Genomic DNA, 16,483 nt, shown 5'->3' with positions numbered 1-16,483 from the left:
GAGCCTGGCGCGGAACTCCGCTTCGGAGAACTCCTGGTACCAGCGGGCCCGGGAAGCCGTCAGTCCATGGCGGCGAGGATTGTATTCAACGCGTCTTCTGGTGTGGATCCTGGCACGTTCGAAAGGGACGCGCTGAAGAAGTGGCTGTTCGTGCAAAGCATTGCCTGGTGGCCCGCGCCGTTCGTGATCGTCCAGCCTGACCACCCACGCGACTGAACCCAAACGGCGTCGATCTTGGTGGCTCCCGGCGCGAGTCCTGTGCCGTCAGTGCAGCTTTTCCTGATGATGGCGAGCTCAGCATCGTCACCAGCCAAGTCCAGGGCACCGAGCGAGGCGATCGGCTTGGTGATGTCACCAATGACTGCCGTGTACGCGCAGATGTTCGCCGCCGGAGGTGTGGATGATCCGGCAGGGGGCTGGACCCGGGGAAGGCCGGGGAACTTTGCCAGGTACTTTTCGCCGGCGTCACAGAACTGGGCGGAGGGCCGCCCCGTGGCCGGTACGCGCTTCGGCAGTTCGGGGGAGGGGGTGGCTGCAGTCGCTGCCGTGGCTGAAAGTGCAGAGGGCTCCGGTTCTGCTTCCTTCGTGCGGTCCACGTCCGTTGCTGGCTGCTGGCCTCCGCATCCTGAAACGGCAAGTACTGCGATTGCGGCGGCAAGAACCAAAGCAAATCGTTGCTGCATGATGTCCCCCATAGGTCAGCGATGGTTCACAGTAACAGCACGCCCTGGCCCATGGCCGCAGGTGTCTGCGGTAGGCGAACCCCCAGGCTCACGCACCGGCCCGCCCGCTATCCTGTCCAGTAACACTAGGAGAATCATGACCACCCTGAAAGAACGCCTGCACGCCGACGTCGTCAGCCACATGAAGGACCGTAACAAGATCGCGCTCACCACGGTGCGCAACGTCCTGGGCGAAATCGAAACCCGCGAGAAATCCGGCAAAACCCCGATCGTGCTGGACGACGCCCAGGTGACGTCCCTGCTGCAGAAGGAAGCCGCCAAGCGTCGCGACACCGCCCGTATCTACACCGAGGCGGGAGAGTCCGAGCGGGCTGCGGCGGAAATCGCCGAAGCCGAAATTATCGAGGCCTACCTGCCGAAGGCGCTGACCGCGGCGGAAGTGGAGGCGATCGTCGACGAGGTCATCACTTCCCTCACCGCCGATGGCACCGAACTGACCATGCGCCAGCTGGGCGCAGTCATGAAGCCGGTGACCGCCAAGGTCGCCGGGCGCTTCGACGGCAAGGCCGTCAGCGAGATCGTACGCAGCCGCATTACGCAGTAAGCCGGGCAGCAACAGCGCGCGGAAGCTGAACGGGCCATGCCCCGGAAACCGGAGCCGCGGGCCGGGTGGCGGAAGGCTGCCAGGACCCGCCTGTATCCTGAGAAGGTACGCGGAATGGCAGCGTCCGCCACTTTCGGCGCGTTCCGTGACCGGACGACCGCCTAAACCTGGGCGGTATGGTCGCGGACTACCGCAGTAAACGTCAGTCTCCGATCCGCCCCTCGGACTCTGGGATTGGAACTCTTTATCGCTACCCCCGTGCCGGGCCGCCCCCTGGATACGCCGATACCTGCCTCCAAGTCCCCGCAGGCAGCCGCAGTGGAGGAGCCTGCCGTCGTGACGTGGACCGAGGCCGGCAGCAGCCGGACGGCTCGATGGCTGTCGGCAAACGGACGGCCTGCGCCCTCGCGCGTTGAAGTAGTCACCGACTCCCTGACAGCCGATGACGCAATCCGGATGGCGTCCCAAGGCGTTGCGATGCTCTGGCAGGGTGACTTCCACAACGCGCGGCAGATCCTCAACGCCCTGGACCGGCGGGTGGGCTCCGGGAAGAAGAAAACCGCTGATAGCCCGGCCGATGATTTCTACCGGCACCGCCAGTCCCGCTCCCACCGGGCACGCGTTCTCGGCCTGCTGCTGGTTCCGCTGGATCCGGGCCCGGCCGTACCCCTGCGGCGCTCCCCGGACATCCGGGCGGCCGCGGAGGAAGCGTACGGGGACATCAGCGAACCCTCGGTGGTGTCCCTTCATGAACTTGTCGGGGCAATTGGTGCCCACGAGTGGCGAAGGAACGGCGTCTGGGTCGATGCTCTGCAGGGCCGCATTCATCCGCACTACGGCACGTTCTTCCCGACCCGCAGCGAGTACGTCGACCTGGTGGCCGCCGCTCCGCTGCCATCTGAGAAGCTGGCGTTCGACGTCGGAACGGGCACCGGCGTGCTCGCCGCCGTACTCGCCCGCCGCGGCGTCCTACGCGTGGTGGCGACGGACAACGAACCCCGCGCGATTGCCTGCGCCGGCGAGAACTTCAGGAACTTGGCGGTCCAGGACCGTGCGGAGGCCGTCCTGACCGACATGTTCCCGCCCGGCCGGGCACCACTCATCGTGTGCAACCCGCCGTGGATCCCTGCCACGCCGCATTCGTCCTTGGACAATGCCGTCTATGACCCCGGCAGCCGGATGCTGTTCCGGTTCCTGAATGAGCTCGCCGACCATCTGGAGCCCGGCGGCGAGGGCTGGCTCGTCCTCTCGGATCTGGCCGAGCACCTGGGCCTGCGGTCCCGCGACGAGCTGCTGGGCGCGATTGAGGCGGCCGGGCTGAAGGTGCTGGAACGGTTCGACACCAGGCCAACCCACCCCAAGGCTTCCGACCGCAACGACCCCCTGTTCGCGGCCCGCGCAGCCGAAGTCACGTCGCTGTGGCGGCTTGCCGTCCGCTAGCGTCCTGCTCGGCCGAACGCCTCAATGTCCTTCCCAATCCAACTTGAGAGATTCAAACTCATGAGCCTGATCCGGCTGCAAGACGTCAGCGTGCGCTTCGACAACACCCAGATTCTCCGGGAGGCTTTTTTCCGGCTCGAGGCCGGCGACCGGGTGGGCCTGATCGGCAAGAACGGCTCCGGCAAGACGACCATCCTCAAGCTGGTCCTGGACCAGGTGGCACCGGACACCGGCACCGTCACCCTGGAACTGGGCACCAAGGTGGGCTACTTCTCCCAGTTCTCGGAACTCAACGGGGAAGCCACCATCCTGGAAGTCCTCGACGCGCTGTTTTCGGAGATCAAGGCGGTCGAAGCCGAACTGGCCGCCATCGACGCCGCCATCGCGGCCGACCCCGCGGACGCCGAACTCGACCGGCTCATCAGCCGGCAGGCGGAGCTGTTCGCGGACATGGAACGACTCGACGGCTGGGACTACCCGCGGCGCATCGACACCGTCCTGACAACCCTGGGCTTCGATGAGGCGCACCGCACGTGTGCGATCGACGAGCTGTCCGGCGGCTGGCGGAACCGGGCGGCCCTGGCCAAGATCCTGCTCGAAGGCCCTGACGTGCTGCTGCTCGACGAGCCCACCAACTTCCTGGACGTGGCCGGCGTCGAATGGCTCGAAAGCTGGTTCCGGGATTTCAAGGGCGCCGCGATCATCGTCTCGCACGACCGGAAGTTCCTCGACGCCGTCGTCACCAGGATCATCGAGGTCGAGAATTTCCACCTGCACGAATACCCGGGCAACTTCGGCGAATACGTCGTGCAAAAGCAGTTCCGCCTCAAGACCCTTGAGCAGCAGTTTGTGCATGAATCCGAGCTGCTGGCCTTTGAGGCCGAAGGGATCGCCGACCGGCGGGAGGCGGCCAAGGCGGCCAGCCGCGGACTGGGGAACCAGCTGGCCAAGATCAAGAAGTCCCGCACTCCTAGGCCGGTGGACCAGATCGTCACCGAGATTTACGGCGGCCTGCACGTCAAGGACGTCCTCTGCCGGGTGGAGGGGCTCGGGAAGTCCTACGGGGAAAAGCTGCTGTTCAACGATCTGAGCTTCGAGATCCGCCGCGGCAACCGGATCGTGGTCCTCGGCTCCAACGGCAGCGGCAAGTCCACGCTGCTGAAGGTGCTGACTGGCGAAGAGCAGGCCGACTCCGGCGGGGTGAACTGGGCGAAGGGGCCCGGGTTTGTCTCGTACAACCAGATGCTGGCGGACCTCGACGATGCGGACACGGTATCCCATGCGGTCAACGCGCTGCCGGACAGCCTGGCGTTCACCGCCACAAAGAAGTCCGTCAACCGCTTCCTTGCGATGTTCCAGTTCTCCGAGGCGGACCTCAAGCAGAAAATCGGGAACCTTTCGGGCGGACAGAAGGCGCGCGTCGCCATGGCTCAGTGCCTGCTGTCCGGCGCCTCGGTGCTGCTGTTGGACGAGCCGACCAACCATCTGGACATGTCCAGCACCCAGGTCATGGAACGTGCACTGGTGCACTTCCCCGGAGCGGTGGTCGTGGTCAGCCACGACCGTTTCTTCAGCGAGAAAATCGCCAACCGCCATGTCGTGTTCGGCGCCGACGGCGCGGAACCGGGTCAAATCGACGTCCGCGTCGCGTAGCGGTGTTCAGCCCCAGGCCGGCGGCGAACTCAGGTCGATGACGGTTCCATCGGGAGTCCGGAGGTAGGACACCGTCTGGCCCCAGGGCTGCACCGCGGGGTGCTGAAGCGGCGTTGCGCCGGCGTCGACAGCCCGGGCGAAATCGTCGTCGACCGCCTCGCTGAGCAGGGCGATCTCCACACTGACGTCCGACGGCGACGGCGGGGTGCAGCGGTATCCCTCGGGCAAGTGCCCCTGGCCGGCGTTGAAAGTCGCCAGCGAGATGGTGGTTTCGCCGGCGTGGACTTCGCCGTAGCCGGCCTCCGCGATGAAGCGGGTCTTGAGGCCAAAGGCCTTCTGGTAGAAGCGCAGGGACGCCTCGACATCGGCGACGTACAGAATGACTTTTCCAAATTTCATCGGGATCTCCTCATTTAGTCGGCGGCGCGGCGGGCCGCCGGAGTGCCGGCCGCTACTTATCTGACGCGCAGGCCGCTGAGAATGTGACGGCATGCTCTTCCGGACCGTGCACAGCGCCGTGGCCGCGGGATAATAGGAGCATGACCGAACAGGACCAGGACCGCGATCCGTGGGATGAGTTCGACAGACTCACGCCTGCGGGACCGGACCGCGTTGAGGGCTACCCCGGGGGCGAACCTGTGGGCTTTGGCTTCCGTACGGGCGTGCGCAGCGCGAAGGTTGCCATCGGCTTCGCCGTCTACGCCCTGACACTCGGGACCATCCTGGTGGTGATCGGAGCCGCCGTCTTCATCGGCGAAAGCCATTGGCTGATGGTGGGGCTCATGGTCCTGATCGAGGTGGTCTTTATCCTGGCGTTCAAACGGCTGGTCTCGCTCGCGCGGCGCCGCCGCTGACAGAACCGGCATTGGGAAGTCCCCTATTTCCGGGGCCGCGACGTAACGGCCAGGTAGGCCCCCAGCGCGCCCACGCCGCCGATCCCCGCGGCGAAAAGGGTCTTGGGCCAATTCCGCCACCGGTCGGGCTGCACGGATACCAGATCCCCGACAGCATTGATCAGGGCGGCGGTGATCAGCCCGGCGACGATCCGGTTCCCGGTCTTCTCCGCCTTGTCCATGAGCCGGTCCAGCTCATCGGCCCGGAAATGGATATCGATGCCGCCACGCTCCAGGACGTCCACTGCCCGGCGGATGATGTCCGGCGCGTCCGTCCCGAGGCGCAGGGCTTCCCGGCCGAGCTTCTTCAGCCGGTCCGCCAAAGCCTCGGGGGATAGCGAGCCTAGGATAATCCTCTGCGTGAACGGGCCCAGCTGTGTGGTCAGTTCGAATCCGGGATCCAGCTGTTTGCCCAGACCGTCCGCCATCACCAGCATCTTCAGCATGAGGGCTGTTTCCCTCGGCAGCCGCAGGCGGTATTCGCGCAGCAGGGCCGCCAGTTCGGCCAGCACCGCAACGATCGGAATCTCCGCGAGCGGCCGGCCGGAGTAGCGGTCCACCAGCCGCCCCAAAGCCGTCTGCAGATCGCTAAAGCCGCTGTCCGCCTGCGCCCCGCACATGCGGACCAGCGCCGTGGTCAGCCGGGCGGCATCCTGTTCCACGATCGCCAGCAGCATCCGGACCAGCTGATCGCGCGTGGAGTCGCTGATGTGGCCCACCATGCCGAAGTCGATGATGCCCAGGCGTCCGTCCGCCTCCACGAAGAAGTTCCCGGGATGCGGGTCGGCATGGAAAAAACCGTCCTCGAACACCATCTTCAGCAGAACGCTGCAGGCCTTCCTGGCCACCGCCCCTGCGTCGATCCCGGCCTCCCGCAGCCCGGCGGCGTCGTTGACTTTGATGCCGCGGATACGCTCCAGTGTCAGAACCCGGGATGTCGTGGTGTCCCAGAAGACCTGGGGGATATGGACCCGTGCTTCGTCCGCGAAGTTCGAGGCGAAACGTTCCGCGTTCCGGCCCTCCTGCAGGTAGTCCAGTTCGGCGCGCATGGTCTGGGAAAACTCTTCCACGAGGGCCGCCACATGGAATTCGGCGGCCCTCATGGAAGCCCGCTCCGCCCGTTTGGCCAACTCGGCCATGATCTCCAGATCCTCATTGATCTGGGCCACGACGCCGGGCCGGCGGACCTTGACCACGACGTCGACCACGCGGCCGGCGCCTGCCGGGTCACCGGAGACGCTGGATTCAGGGTCTCCGGGGTCCAGGGCAATCCGGCTGCAGTGGACCTGGCCGATGGAGCCCGTGGCGAGGGGAGTGTCGTCCAGCCAATCGAGGAGCCGGTCCGCCGCGGGACCAAGTTCCTCGGCGATGACGGTGCGAACCTCGCCGGCGGCAATGGGAGGGGATGCGTCCTGGAGCTTCGCGAGCTCGGTGACGTACTCCGGCGGAAGCACATCGGTGCGGGTGGAGACGATTTGGCCGAACTTGATGTAGACCGCCCCGAGGTCCTCCAGTGCGAGCCGGACGCGCACGGGCAGGCTCACGCCCGAGGGCCCAGCCCCGCGCCCCGGGGATCCGCTGGCCGGCCGGAACCAGTCCAGCCCGAGGTTCCCCAGCGCGAATCCCAGTCCGTGCCTCGTCAGGGTCTCCACGATGTCCCGGAACCGGTCCCGCCGCGCGCTCATGACGACAGACTACGGAGACGCGGACCCGCCGCCAAGACCGCGGAGCAGAAGCCGAGGTTCCGGCAGGACACGATATCCCGTGTCCCGCCGGAACCTTGCCGTGGCTAGGCCTTCTTCCTAAGCCCGCCCGCCATCATGATCAGGCCCGCCCCGACGAACAGCACGGCAACCCACAGCAGATCCGTGCTGGCGCCGGTGCGGGCCAGTGTTGTTGCCCTGGGTGCGGCAGCCGGAACCATCGAGGATCCGGAGACCACGACGCCGGCTCCGGGCGCCACTGCTGGCTGGTGCACCGCCGGCTGGTTCACAGCGCGCGGGTTCGCGGCAGCTGCCGTAGATTCGCCCACAACGCCGATCGACGCAGCGCCGAGGATGATCGGCGCCGTCACGGGTGCGGTGACCTGGGTGCCGGAGAGCAGCCCGTCGGAACCGCTCGTGCTGTTCCCGGGTGCGGGCTGGCCCGCGGTTCCGGGTGTGCCTCTGGTTTCTGCGGCTGAGTCGCCGAGCAGGCCCAGTGAGGTGGCGCCGAGGGTGATCGGCGCCGTCACGGGTGCGTTGACCTGGGTGCCGGAGAGCAGCCCGTCGGACCCGCTCGTGCTGTTCCCGGGTGCGGGCTGGCCCGCGGTTCCGGGTGTGCCTCTGGTTTCTGCGGCTGAGTCGCCGAGCAGGCCCAGTGAGGTGGCGCCGAGGGTGATCGGCGCCGTCACGGGTGCGTTGACCTGGGTGCCGGAGAGCAGCCCGTCGGAACCGGTGGTACTGTTCCCGGGTGCGGGTGCCGGCGCGGGCTGGGCCGCGGTTCCTGGTGTGCCTCCGGTTTCTGCGGCTGAGTCGCCGAACAGGCCCAGTGAGGTGGCGCCGAGGGTGACCGGCGCCGTCACGGGTGCGTTCACCTGGGTGCCGGAGAGCAACCCGTCGGAACCGCTAGTCGTGTCGGCTGCGCTGGCAGCGGTAGTTCCGAGGGCCAGCAGCCCTCCGGCAAAGAGGGTGCCAAGCAGCCCTCGTCGAATACTTTGATGCATGATGAATCTCCTGACGAAATTGGTGGCGGGCGCTGGTGCAGCCCGTATGGCCTCGTCCGCGCCATGGCGCGGTAGGGCTCCACTAGTCGGGAGATGATCCGGGTTCGAAGGAAACCGGCGAAGGTGCCCGCAATAGCGCACCCCGGACAGGGGATGCAGTGGGGCTTGGGATCATGAAGTGGTGGTTGGACAGCCAGGGAGGAACCGAGGGGCTCCCGCCGGTGTTGGCGCTTCCGGCCGCTCCGGAACGTGGCACGGCGGGCACGGGATGCAAGAGTGCGTCCAGGCCGCCCTCTGCCGGGGACTCCGGCGCGGCAGAGCCGGCCACGGCGGCCGGTGATTGGAAGTGTCCGCGGTGTCCCGACGTAGCAGCAGCACTAGCGGCAGATGATGTTGAAACCCCGGTCCTCGTCGACTCTGACGTGACGTCAACAAGTGGGTTTGGGGACGACGGCGCGGTTTCTTCCCAGACGCCGGGGAGAACATCAGAAAGCGAACCGCCGGGGAGCACTTCAGGCAATGCGGTGCCGGTGCCCGGAATTGGCGACGGTACGGGAACCCCGTGGTCGATAATCGGCTCCACTACGGTGTCCAGAATCTCGTTCACGGTTCCAATGACGGGTAGGACAGCCGCTGAAGCCGCGCCGACCACCGTGTCAGCCAAAGTTGCGACCGGGTCAGTCAAGGTAGCGACCGGGTTCGCTGGGGCGAGCGCAGGAAGCGCGATGACAGTCATCAGACCCGAAGGGGCCGGCGGCTGCTCAGTCTCCAGCTGAAGGACGTCGCTCCCGGCGTGATCCGCGGCAGAGGTTGCGATCGCAAGGACCGAAGGGCTGGTGCTCGTCACCAGCGGAGCCGGTTCAAGTGTGGAGTCAGCCGTAGCAGCCGGGGCCGAGAGGGCCAGCCACGAGGTGGCCGCCGCGGCCGCGAGCAGGACGGGGCGGAGCAAACGCCATATCGGACGTGTGTTTTTCACTCGGAACGCCTCCCCCCAGGTCAGCGAATAGGCCAGTGGACCCACCATAGGCACAGTCCGGAAGCCAAGTCCATGGAAAACCGGCGGAAAATCCGGCGAATGGATAAACGTGCAGGCCTTTGGCGCCGCCGGCGAATGCCCCGGGACGGGGGCGCGGTTTGTTCCAAAAGCGACTCAGGCGAGCTATGTCAGAGCCAGCCTTTTTTCTTGAAGATGCCGTACATCAGGGCGGCTGTGCCGGCCATCAGCCCGATCGCCATGGGATATCCGAAGCTCCACTGAAGCTCGGGCATCCGTTCAAAGTTCATGCCGTAGACGCCCGCGACAAAGGACGGTGCGAAGAAGATCGCAGCCCAGGACGAAATCTTCTTGACCTGCTCGTTTTGTTCCGCGCTGGCCTCGTTTTGGCGGTTGGCTGTCAGCGTTCCGTCGAGCGTGAGGGCGTTTTGCAGCAGGTCCCGGAAGGAGTCGGCGCGTGAGATCAGCCGCTCCACATGGTCCTCGACGTCGCGGAGGTTGTGCTGGAGCTCGGAATTGACCTGGTACTTTTCGAAGCCGCGCCGCAGCAGCTCGATCATGGCCGGGAGCGGGTGGATGGCGCGCTGGAACTGGATGACTTCGCGGGCCAGTTCGTAGATCCGCCGGGAGACGGTGGAGTCGCCGCTGAACAGCTGGTCCTCGATCTCGTCGATGTCGTTCTCCAGTCCCGCTACGACGGGCACGTAATCGTCCACCACCTGGTCCATCAGTGCGTAGAGCACAGCCTCGGGGCCGTGGCACAGGAGGTCGGGGCGCCGCTCCAGCTTTCGCCGCACCTGGGCCACCCCGCCGGTCTCGGCGTGCCGGACGGTGACTACGAAGTTCTTGCCGGTGAACACGTGGAGCTCGCCGAACTCGACGGTTTCCGTCTCGTCGAGGTACCGCGCGGGCCGCAGAACGGTGAAGAGGTTGTCGTCGTAGCGTTCGAGTTTGGGTCGCTGGTGGGCCGAGATCGCGTCTTCCACGGCGAGCCGGTGCAGCCCGAACTCCGCCGCGACGGCGGCCATTTCGACTTCCGTCGGCCGGTACAGGCCGATCCACGCCATCCCGCCGTGACGGTTGAGGGTCTCAAAGGTCTGCTCAAGGCTCTGCGGCTCGGCGGTGCGGGCGCCGTCAACGTAGACGGCGTTATCGATGATAGTCACCGGCTCATTATCCCGGCTTCCGCTGCCTTGGCCGCGCGGGCACGGCCGGCCGCGACGGCCGGCGCGTCCGGGGAATCACTTCGACCGGGCCGGTGCCAGGGAACTGCCTTGGGCGAGCCGGCTGATCAGCGGTTCGGTGCGGTACTGGATGTGCGTGTGCAGGGCCAGGACTGTCTCGGTCCGGATGACGCCCTTGATCCGGAGGATGGAGCGCAAGGCGGCCTGCAGGTTGTGTGTGTCGGTGGCCACGACGCGGCACCACACATCGCCGCGCCCGGAGATCTCGTGGACTTCCAGGACCTGTGCGATCAGGCGCAGGGCGCCCACCACGCCGTCGAGTTCCCGGTGGTTGACCTCGATCGTGACGAAGGCGACCACGTCGTAGCCCACCGCCTCAAGATCGATCTCTCGGCCGCCGTCGCGCAGCAGACCGGAACGCTGCATGCGCCGCACGCGGGACTGCGCGGTGTTGCGGGCGATGCCCAGTGCATCGCTGAGTTCCCCGATCTGGATCCGTGGGTCCCGGATCAGTTCCAGCAGGATCTTCAGGTCGGTGGGGTCCAGGCTGTTCAAATCGTCACTCCGGTTTATTCTGACAGTTTTCGATTGACTGTTTTGATCAATTTTGGCACGAAAATAAGCCGTTTAGATCAGTGATGCTGCATTCTTTAGGTATCAAATCTTCGCGGGCTGGCGGTTCCCCCATCACAGGGAGCACGCGGCCCGCTTCCACGCAAGGGCACGGACATGACGGTCTTCAGCGAACTTCGCATGCGCCCGGCCACAGCAGACCGCTGGGGCTGGGACGCTTCCACGACGGCGCGGCTGGTGATGGCCGGCGTCGTGATCTTCACGCTGCTGGTCGGGGCGAACCTCGCCACCCCGCTGTACCCGCTGCTGCAGGCCAAGCTCGGGATCACCGCGCTCGATGTCACAGTGGCCTTCTCCGCCTACGTCCTGGCGCTCGTGGCCACCCTGATCCTGGCCGGCCACTGGTCCGACCACATCGGACGCCGGGCCGCCCTGGTGCTCGCGGTGCTCGTTGGCCTCGCCGGCGGCTCCGTCTTCGCCACGGCGAACAGCCTGTTCGCGCTGTGCGCCGGCCGAGCCCTGCAGGGCATTGCGGTGGCGCTCGCCACGGGCGCCAGTTCGGCAGCCCTGCGGGAGCTGCTGCCCAGCCGTCCCGAGTGGGCCTCGAGATTCACCCTGCTGGCGTCCGCCGGCGGCGTGGCGGCCGGCCCCGCCATCGGGGGAGTGCTCTCCCTGCTGCCCGGGCCCACTTCCACGCCGTATTTCCTGCATTCAGTGGTCCTCGCCGCGCTGCTGCTTCCGCTGTCCCTGCTCAAGGCCCGGCCGGCCATCACCTCGGTTGCGGGTCCGCAGCCGCTGCGCGTGCTGGCGCCCCGCCGGCCGTCGGTGTCCAGTGACGCGCGCGGCGCCTTCTGGCTCGCGTCCTCGGTCGGGTTCCTCAGCTTCACCGTCTTTGGCTTTTGCCTCTCGCTGGCGCCGGGGTATTTCGCCCAGATCGTCCACGCCGATTCGCGGCCGCTCATCGGCCTGCTGGCGGGACTGACCCTCGGGTCCTCCGCGCTCAGCCAGCTGCTCGCCGTGCGGGGGCGGTTTGTGGTGCCGATCGGACTGGGCATGCTGGCCGTATCGGTGCTGCTGATCGCGGCGGCCGCCGCCTGGACCAGCCCCTGGCTGCTGATCCTCGCGAGCATCACCGCCGGAATCGGGCAGGGCGTGTCCTTCCGGACCGTCTTCAACGATGTGGCCGGCAAGGTGGAGGCCGCGCGCCATGCCCAGATCATCAGCACCGTCTATGTCATCACATACCTCGGCAGCGCCCTGCCCGTCATCGGGCTGGGCCTCGCCGCCGGCGTCGTCGGCCTGCAGGCGGCGATTGCCGGCTTCGTCGTGGTCTGTTCGATCGCGGCGGTCACCCTCGCGGTCATTACGCTGCGGGCGGCGCTGCGCCCGGCCGCCTGAAGTCCGGGGGCTCCGGCTCTGTCCGGCCCGGCGCGACAGCGACGCAGCGGCGCTAGTCCGGCAGCGGGCCCTGGTTGCCCTGGATGTGGTCGAACACGAGCGTGGTCTCGGTGTGGCCCACCACGGGATCGGTGGCCAGGTTGTCCAGCACCCAGTCACGGAGGTCCTCGGTGGTGGCGACCGCGATGTGCAGCAGGTAGTCCACCGAACCCGAGGTGTGGAAGGTCGAGAGCACGGCGGGAAGCTTGGGCACCCGGGACGTGAAGCGGTCGATCTGTTCCCGGTCATGGGCGCGCAGCCTGACGGCAATGAGGGCCTGCACCGAGCGGCCGATCGCGGACAGGCTCAGCTTCGCCTCGAAGCCCTGGATGATCCCGCGGTCTGAGAGGGCGCGGGTGCGCATCAGGGCGGTGGACGGCGCGATGCCCACCAGCTCGGCCAGCTGCTTGTTGGAGATTCGGGCATCGGCCACGAGTGCCGCGAGCAGACGCTCGTCGATGGCGTCCAGCGGCTCGCCGGCACCCGCTCCCGGCCGAAGATTCTTCGCACTGTTACTCACGGATCCTCCTTGAAGTGTTGTCAGTTCATCATAAACGCCATATTCCGACGCTTCCATTCATGGCCTCTACAAAACTCCGAATTATTGCCAGATACTTGCGGAATTCAATGGTGAATATTCATAAGGAGCAACGTGCTTTCTCAAGACTCGCTGGCTGTCCACGCCGGCCGGAACGGCCTCACTGAACTGGGCGTGCACGCAGTGCCGATCGATCTATCCACCACTGCGCCGCTTCCCTCGGTGCACGACGGCGGTCTCGCTTACGAGCGCATGGCCACGGGCGGCACCCATCTGGAAGGCCAGAGCACCGTCTACCAGCGGCTCTGGAATCCCACTGTGGCACGGTTCGAGGAGGGCGTCGCCGTCCTCGAAGACACCCCGGAGTCCGTCGCGTTCGCCACCGGCATGGCGGCACTGAGCGCAGTGCTGCTGGCCGTCGTCGCCACCGGGAAGAAGCACGTCGTTGCGGTGCGGCCGCTGTACGGCGGAAGCGACTACCTGCTTGCGTCCGGTGTACTTGGCAACGATGTCACCTTCACCACTCCGGAGGGCGTCCACGCTGCGCTCCGGCCCGACACCGGCCTGGTGATCCTCGAAACGCCGGCCAACCCGAGCCTGGAGCTGGTCGACATCGCCCGCGTGGCCGCCGCCGCGGACGGAGTACCACTGCTGGTCGACAACACCTTCGCGAGCCCGGTCCTCCAGCAGCCGTTCAGGCACGGTGCCGCCATGGTGCTGCACAGCGCCACCAAGTTCCTCGGCGGGCACGGCGACGCCATGGGCGGCGTGGTGGCCGCGGCTGCGGAGTGGACCACGAGGCTGCGCCAGATCCGGGCTGTCACCGGCGGCATCCTCACCCCGTGGCCCGCCTACATGCTTCACCGCGGACTGGCCACGCTGCCGGTCCGCGTGCGCGCCCAGCAGGCCAGCGCCCAGAAGGTCGCCGTCGCCCTGGCCGGCCACGGTCTGGTCCGCCGTGTCTTCTACCCGGGGCTTCCCGAGTGTGATCCGCAGGGTCTGATCGGGACGCAAATGGCCGGTCCCGGCTCGCTCATGGCCTTTGAGGTGGGGTGCGCGGAGCACGCCGAGCGGATTCCGGGTGCTGTCGGCATGATCACGCATGCGGTCTCACTCGGCGGCATCGATACCCTGATCCAGCATCCCGCCGGGCTGACCCACCGGCCGGTTGCCGCCGACGCGAAGCCGCACGCCAGCCTGCTGCGCGTATCGGTCGGACTGGAGGACCCCGCCGACGTCGTGGCCGACCTGGTGCAGGCCATCGAAGCTACGCGCTAGCGCCGGCACCGGTTGGCGCGTCAGCCAGTGCCGGCCGGGCAGGATGCACGACGGCGGTCATCACCGCCGTCGTGCAGGCCAGCCCGATGACGGTCAGGGCCAGGGCAGTCCAGCCGAGCGACTGGAACACCAGCCCGCCGGCCCAGCCGATGACGCTGGATCCGAGGTAGTAGGCGAGGTTGTAGAGCGATGCCGCCTGGGCCCGGCCGGTTGTTGCGATCACACCGGTCCAGCCTGCGCCGATGCTGTGTGCCGCGAAGAAGCCGCCGGTGAACAGGAGCAGGCCCGCCATGATGAGCGCCAGCAGCTGGGTGAGCGTCAGTGCCAGGCCCGCCACCATCAGCACGGTGCCTGTGATCAGCACCGTACGCCGGCCGAACCGCGCCGCCAGCCCGCCGGCCCAGCGGGAGGAGACCGTCCCGGAGAGGTAGGCCAGGAAGATGAGGCTGATGAGGGTGGCCGGCAGGCTGAAGGGTTCCGCGGAGAGCCGGAAGCCAAGGTAGTTGTAGACGGCCACGAAGCCGCCCATCAGCAGGAACGCCTGGATGTAGAGGGCCAGCAGCCGCGGATTGCGGCCGTGGCCCGCCAGCGTCCGGAGGGCCCCGCGGAAGCCGCCGGCCGCCGCGGCCGTGAAGCCCCGCGCCTGCGGCACCAGTACCAGGAACAGGACCGCAGCGACGGCGGCGAGGATCGAGACCGCCAAGGCGGCGGCCCGCCATCCCCACAGTTCGCCGGCCGTGCCGGCCATGAGCCGGCCGGCGAGGCCGCCCAGGGTGGTGCCGGCGACATAGGTGCCGGCCGCCAGCGCGGCGTGGGCCTTGTTGACCTCCTCGTTGAGGTAGGCGATGGCAATCGCGGGGATGCCGCCCAGGGCCATGCCTTCGAGCATCCGCAGGCCCAGCAGCATCGGGAAACTGGTGGCGAGCGGAACCAGCAGGCCCAGGACAGTGGCGGCCGAGATGCCCCACATCATTGCCCGGACCCTGCCGATCCGGTCGGCCAGGAAGGACCATGGCAGCACGGTCAGGGCCAGGCCCACGGTGGCCAGCGATATCGTCAGTGCGGCCTCGGCCGCAGTGACCTGCAGCTCCGCCGCCATCATGGGCAGCACCGCCTGGGTGGAGTAGAGCTGGGCGAAGGTGGCGACGCCGGCGAACGCCAGTCCCGCGAGGATCTTCCGGTAGGCCGCGGACCCTTTGGCATGTCCTGGCCAGGCTGCCTGCCCGCTGTCGTCCGCCGCCCGTCCGCCGCCCGCTTGTGCGGCGTCGGCAGCGTCCGGCCGGAACGGACCGGCACCAGCGGGGTGGGGGAGCTGCGTGAGTCGTGGCATGTCCCCAGACTAGGCTTCCGGAGAACATGCTTCCAATGCATCATTCTCATAGGATTTATAGCAAATACGGAACGATTGGAGGTGGCCATGGACGTGGAGCACAAACACCTGGTCCAGCTGCTGCCGCTGCTGCCCCTGCTGGCTGAGCTCGGGCGCACCCAGCACGTCACGGAGACCGCTGAGGTGCTGGGGCTGCCCCAGTCGACGGTCAGCCGGAGCATCTCGCGGGCCAGCAGCATCATCGGGACGGAGCTTCTCATCCGCGACGGCCGCGGCGTGCGGCTGACTCCCGCCGCCAAGGCGCTCCTGCCGCACATTGAGGCTGCGCTGGGCGAGTTCCAGGCCGGGCTGGACCTGGTCCGGCACGAATCGGAAGTGGTACGGGGCCGGATCGCGGTGTCTTTCCAGCACACATTCGGCGAGGCCATGCTGCCGCTGCTGATCAGCGCCTTCCGCAGCCGGCATCCCCAGCCGGCCTTCGAACTCAGTCAAGGCGCCCGGGACGGCTGCCTGGCCGAACTAGCCGCCGGAGACGCGGACCTGGCCCTGACCGCGCCCATCGCAGCGCCCAGCCGGCTGATTTCCTCGGCAGCGTTGTACCGGGAACCGCTGCGGCTTGTCGTCCACCACCGGCATCCCCTCGCCAGGCGCCGTCGGGCCCGCCTCGAGGAGATCCGGCAGGACCCGTTCGTGGCGATGGGTCCCGGCTACGGCATGCGCTCGCTGACCGACGCCCTGTTCCGGGAGGCGGGTTTCAGGCCACGTATCGCTTTCGAGAGCCAGGACTCCCACACGGCCCGGGGTCTCGTCTCGGCCGGACTCGGCGTGAGCATCCTCCCGCCCGGAGAGCTGGCCCCCGGCCGCAACCCTCCGGCGCAGTCCGGCGACCTGGGCTGGGTGGAGCTCGCCTTGGATTCCGGCCTGGCCTTCCGCGAGATCGGCCTGGCCTGGCGGGAACGGCGTGGGGGAGCGGACGCCGAGCCGGACCCGGTGCGGCTGTTCCGGGAGCTGGTGCTCAGCGAGGGCCCTGCCTTGCTCGCCGGCTTCGTCCGCGGGCGCTCCGGCACCTGAGCCTGCCCGTGCCCGGGTGTCCGAGCGGGCCCGTGGCACCAGTTCGCCGGAAGGGTGCGGGATCGCCGGAAGCTCCCGGCGATCCCGCACGTTTCCTGCGA

Annotated in this window: 15 protein-coding genes; 7 read left to right on the top strand and 8 right to left on the bottom strand. The window is 67.5% G+C overall.

The genetic code is table 11. The annotated features are described in order from the left end of the window. Positions 1–59 precede the first annotated feature (59 nt). Positions 60–596 (bottom strand): hypothetical protein, encoded by a 537-nt coding sequence (locus LDO13_RS13260; RefSeq protein WP_224047187.1) that lies wholly within the window; start codon positions 594–596, stop codon positions 60–62. Positions 597–819: 223 nt separating this feature from the next. On the opposite strand from LDO13_RS13260, the gene LDO13_RS13255 reads away from it, so the two are divergent. The 3 genes from LDO13_RS13255 (at position 820) to LDO13_RS13245 (ending at position 4,380) form a co-directional block, all read left to right on the top strand. Continuing rightward, positions 820–1,287 carry a GatB/YqeY domain-containing protein gene (locus LDO13_RS13255; protein WP_224047186.1) on the top strand — a complete coding sequence of 156 codons (468 nt, stop codon included), beginning with the start codon at positions 820–822 and terminating at the stop codon, positions 1,285–1,287. 336 nt (positions 1,288–1,623) lie between these two features. Further along, positions 1,624–2,727, top strand: coding sequence for a class I SAM-dependent methyltransferase (locus LDO13_RS13250; RefSeq protein WP_224049785.1), 1,104 nt, complete (start codon positions 1,624–1,626; stop codon positions 2,725–2,727). A 60-nt stretch (positions 2,728–2,787) separates the two neighbouring features. After that, complete coding sequence (locus LDO13_RS13245) at positions 2,788–4,380, top strand: ABC-F family ATP-binding cassette domain-containing protein (protein ID WP_224047185.1); 1,593 nt, start codon at positions 2,788–2,790, stop codon at positions 4,378–4,380. 6 nt (positions 4,381–4,386) lie between these two features. Here the strand turns inward: LDO13_RS13245 and LDO13_RS13240 are convergent, their stop codons facing one another. Continuing rightward, positions 4,387–4,779 (bottom strand): VOC family protein, encoded by a 393-nt coding sequence (locus LDO13_RS13240; RefSeq protein ID WP_224047184.1) that lies wholly within the window; start codon positions 4,777–4,779, stop codon positions 4,387–4,389. A 140-nt stretch (positions 4,780–4,919) separates the two neighbouring features. On the opposite strand from LDO13_RS13240, the gene LDO13_RS13235 reads away from it, so the two are divergent. Further along, complete coding sequence (locus LDO13_RS13235; protein ID WP_224047183.1) at positions 4,920–5,234, top strand: hypothetical protein; 315 nt, start codon at positions 4,920–4,922, stop codon at positions 5,232–5,234. A 23-nt stretch (positions 5,235–5,257) separates the two neighbouring features. On the opposite strand, the gene LDO13_RS13230 is transcribed toward LDO13_RS13235, so the two are convergent. From LDO13_RS13230 to LDO13_RS13215, 4 genes are all read right to left on the bottom strand, one after another. Further along, positions 5,258–6,958: an AarF/UbiB family protein gene (locus LDO13_RS13230; protein WP_224047182.1), complete on the bottom strand. Its 1,701-nt coding sequence runs from the start codon at positions 6,956–6,958 to the stop codon at positions 5,258–5,260. Positions 6,959–7,062: 104 nt separating this feature from the next. After that, positions 7,063–7,977 (bottom strand): chaplin family protein, encoded by a 915-nt coding sequence (locus LDO13_RS13225; RefSeq protein WP_224047181.1) that lies wholly within the window; start codon positions 7,975–7,977, stop codon positions 7,063–7,065. A gap of 1,164 nt (positions 7,978–9,141) precedes the next feature. Further along, positions 9,142–10,137: a magnesium/cobalt transporter CorA gene (corA, locus tag LDO13_RS13220; protein ID WP_224047180.1), complete on the bottom strand. Its 996-nt coding sequence runs from the start codon at positions 10,135–10,137 to the stop codon at positions 9,142–9,144. A gap of 75 nt (positions 10,138–10,212) precedes the next feature. After that, complete coding sequence (locus LDO13_RS13215; protein ID WP_224047179.1) at positions 10,213–10,710, bottom strand: Lrp/AsnC family transcriptional regulator; 498 nt, start codon at positions 10,708–10,710, stop codon at positions 10,213–10,215. Positions 10,711–10,884: 174 nt separating this feature from the next. Between LDO13_RS13215 and LDO13_RS13210 the strand changes: the two genes are divergently transcribed. Continuing rightward, entirely contained in the window at positions 10,885–12,126 is a 1,242-nt protein-coding gene (locus LDO13_RS13210) for an MFS transporter (protein WP_224047178.1), read from the top strand. A 52-nt stretch (positions 12,127–12,178) separates the two neighbouring features. Here the strand turns inward: LDO13_RS13210 and LDO13_RS13205 are convergent, their stop codons facing one another. After that, positions 12,179–12,685, bottom strand: coding sequence for an Lrp/AsnC family transcriptional regulator (locus tag LDO13_RS13205; protein ID WP_224047177.1), 507 nt, complete (start codon positions 12,683–12,685; stop codon positions 12,179–12,181). Positions 12,686–12,817: 132 nt separating this feature from the next. On the opposite strand from LDO13_RS13205, the gene LDO13_RS13200 reads away from it, so the two are divergent. Further along, complete coding sequence (locus LDO13_RS13200) at positions 12,818–13,981, top strand: PLP-dependent aspartate aminotransferase family protein (protein WP_224047176.1); 1,164 nt, start codon at positions 12,818–12,820, stop codon at positions 13,979–13,981. Here LDO13_RS13200 and LDO13_RS13195 read toward each other — a convergent pair. Continuing rightward, complete coding sequence (locus LDO13_RS13195) at positions 13,971–15,311, bottom strand: MFS transporter (RefSeq protein ID WP_224047175.1); 1,341 nt, start codon at positions 15,309–15,311, stop codon at positions 13,971–13,973. The genes LDO13_RS13200 and LDO13_RS13195 overlap by 11 nt on opposite strands. Positions 15,312–15,398: 87 nt before the next feature. On the opposite strand from LDO13_RS13195, the gene LDO13_RS13190 reads away from it, so the two are divergent. Further along, positions 15,399–16,382 (top strand): LysR substrate-binding domain-containing protein, encoded by a 984-nt coding sequence (locus LDO13_RS13190; protein ID WP_224047174.1) that lies wholly within the window; start codon positions 15,399–15,401, stop codon positions 16,380–16,382. The last annotated feature ends 101 nt before the right edge of the window (positions 16,383–16,483 follow it).

This window comes from Arthrobacter sp. NicSoilB4 (assembly GCF_019977335.1).
GTDB lineage: Bacteria > Actinomycetota > Actinomycetes > Actinomycetales > Micrococcaceae > Arthrobacter.
This window is presented reverse-complemented; position numbering and strand designations above follow the sequence as displayed.

Excerpts from the sequence above, each read along its gene's own strand:
- LDO13_RS13255 (WP_224047186.1), top strand. The coding sequence starts at position 820 with ATGACCACCCTGAAAGAACGCCTGCACGCCGACGTCGTCAGCCACATG.
- LDO13_RS13245 (WP_224047185.1), top strand. The coding sequence starts at position 2,788 with ATGAGCCTGATCCGGCTGCAAGACGTCAGCGTGCGCTTCGACAACACC.
- LDO13_RS13240 (WP_224047184.1), bottom strand. The coding sequence starts at position 4,779 with ATGAAATTTGGAAAAGTCATTCTGTACGTCGCCGATGTCGAGGCGTCC.
- LDO13_RS13235 (WP_224047183.1), top strand. The coding sequence starts at position 4,920 with ATGACCGAACAGGACCAGGACCGCGATCCGTGGGATGAGTTCGACAGA.
- LDO13_RS13230 (WP_224047182.1), bottom strand. The coding sequence starts at position 6,958 with ATGAGCGCGCGGCGGGACCGGTTCCGGGACATCGTGGAGACCCTGACG.
- LDO13_RS13225 (WP_224047181.1), bottom strand. The coding sequence starts at position 7,977 with ATGCATCAAAGTATTCGACGAGGGCTGCTTGGCACCCTCTTTGCCGGA.
- LDO13_RS13210 (WP_224047178.1), top strand. The coding sequence starts at position 10,885 with ATGACGGTCTTCAGCGAACTTCGCATGCGCCCGGCCACAGCAGACCGC.
- LDO13_RS13195 (WP_224047175.1), bottom strand. The coding sequence starts at position 15,311 with ATGCCACGACTCACGCAGCTCCCCCACCCCGCTGGTGCCGGTCCGTTC.
- LDO13_RS13190 (WP_224047174.1), top strand. The coding sequence starts at position 15,399 with ATGGACGTGGAGCACAAACACCTGGTCCAGCTGCTGCCGCTGCTGCCC.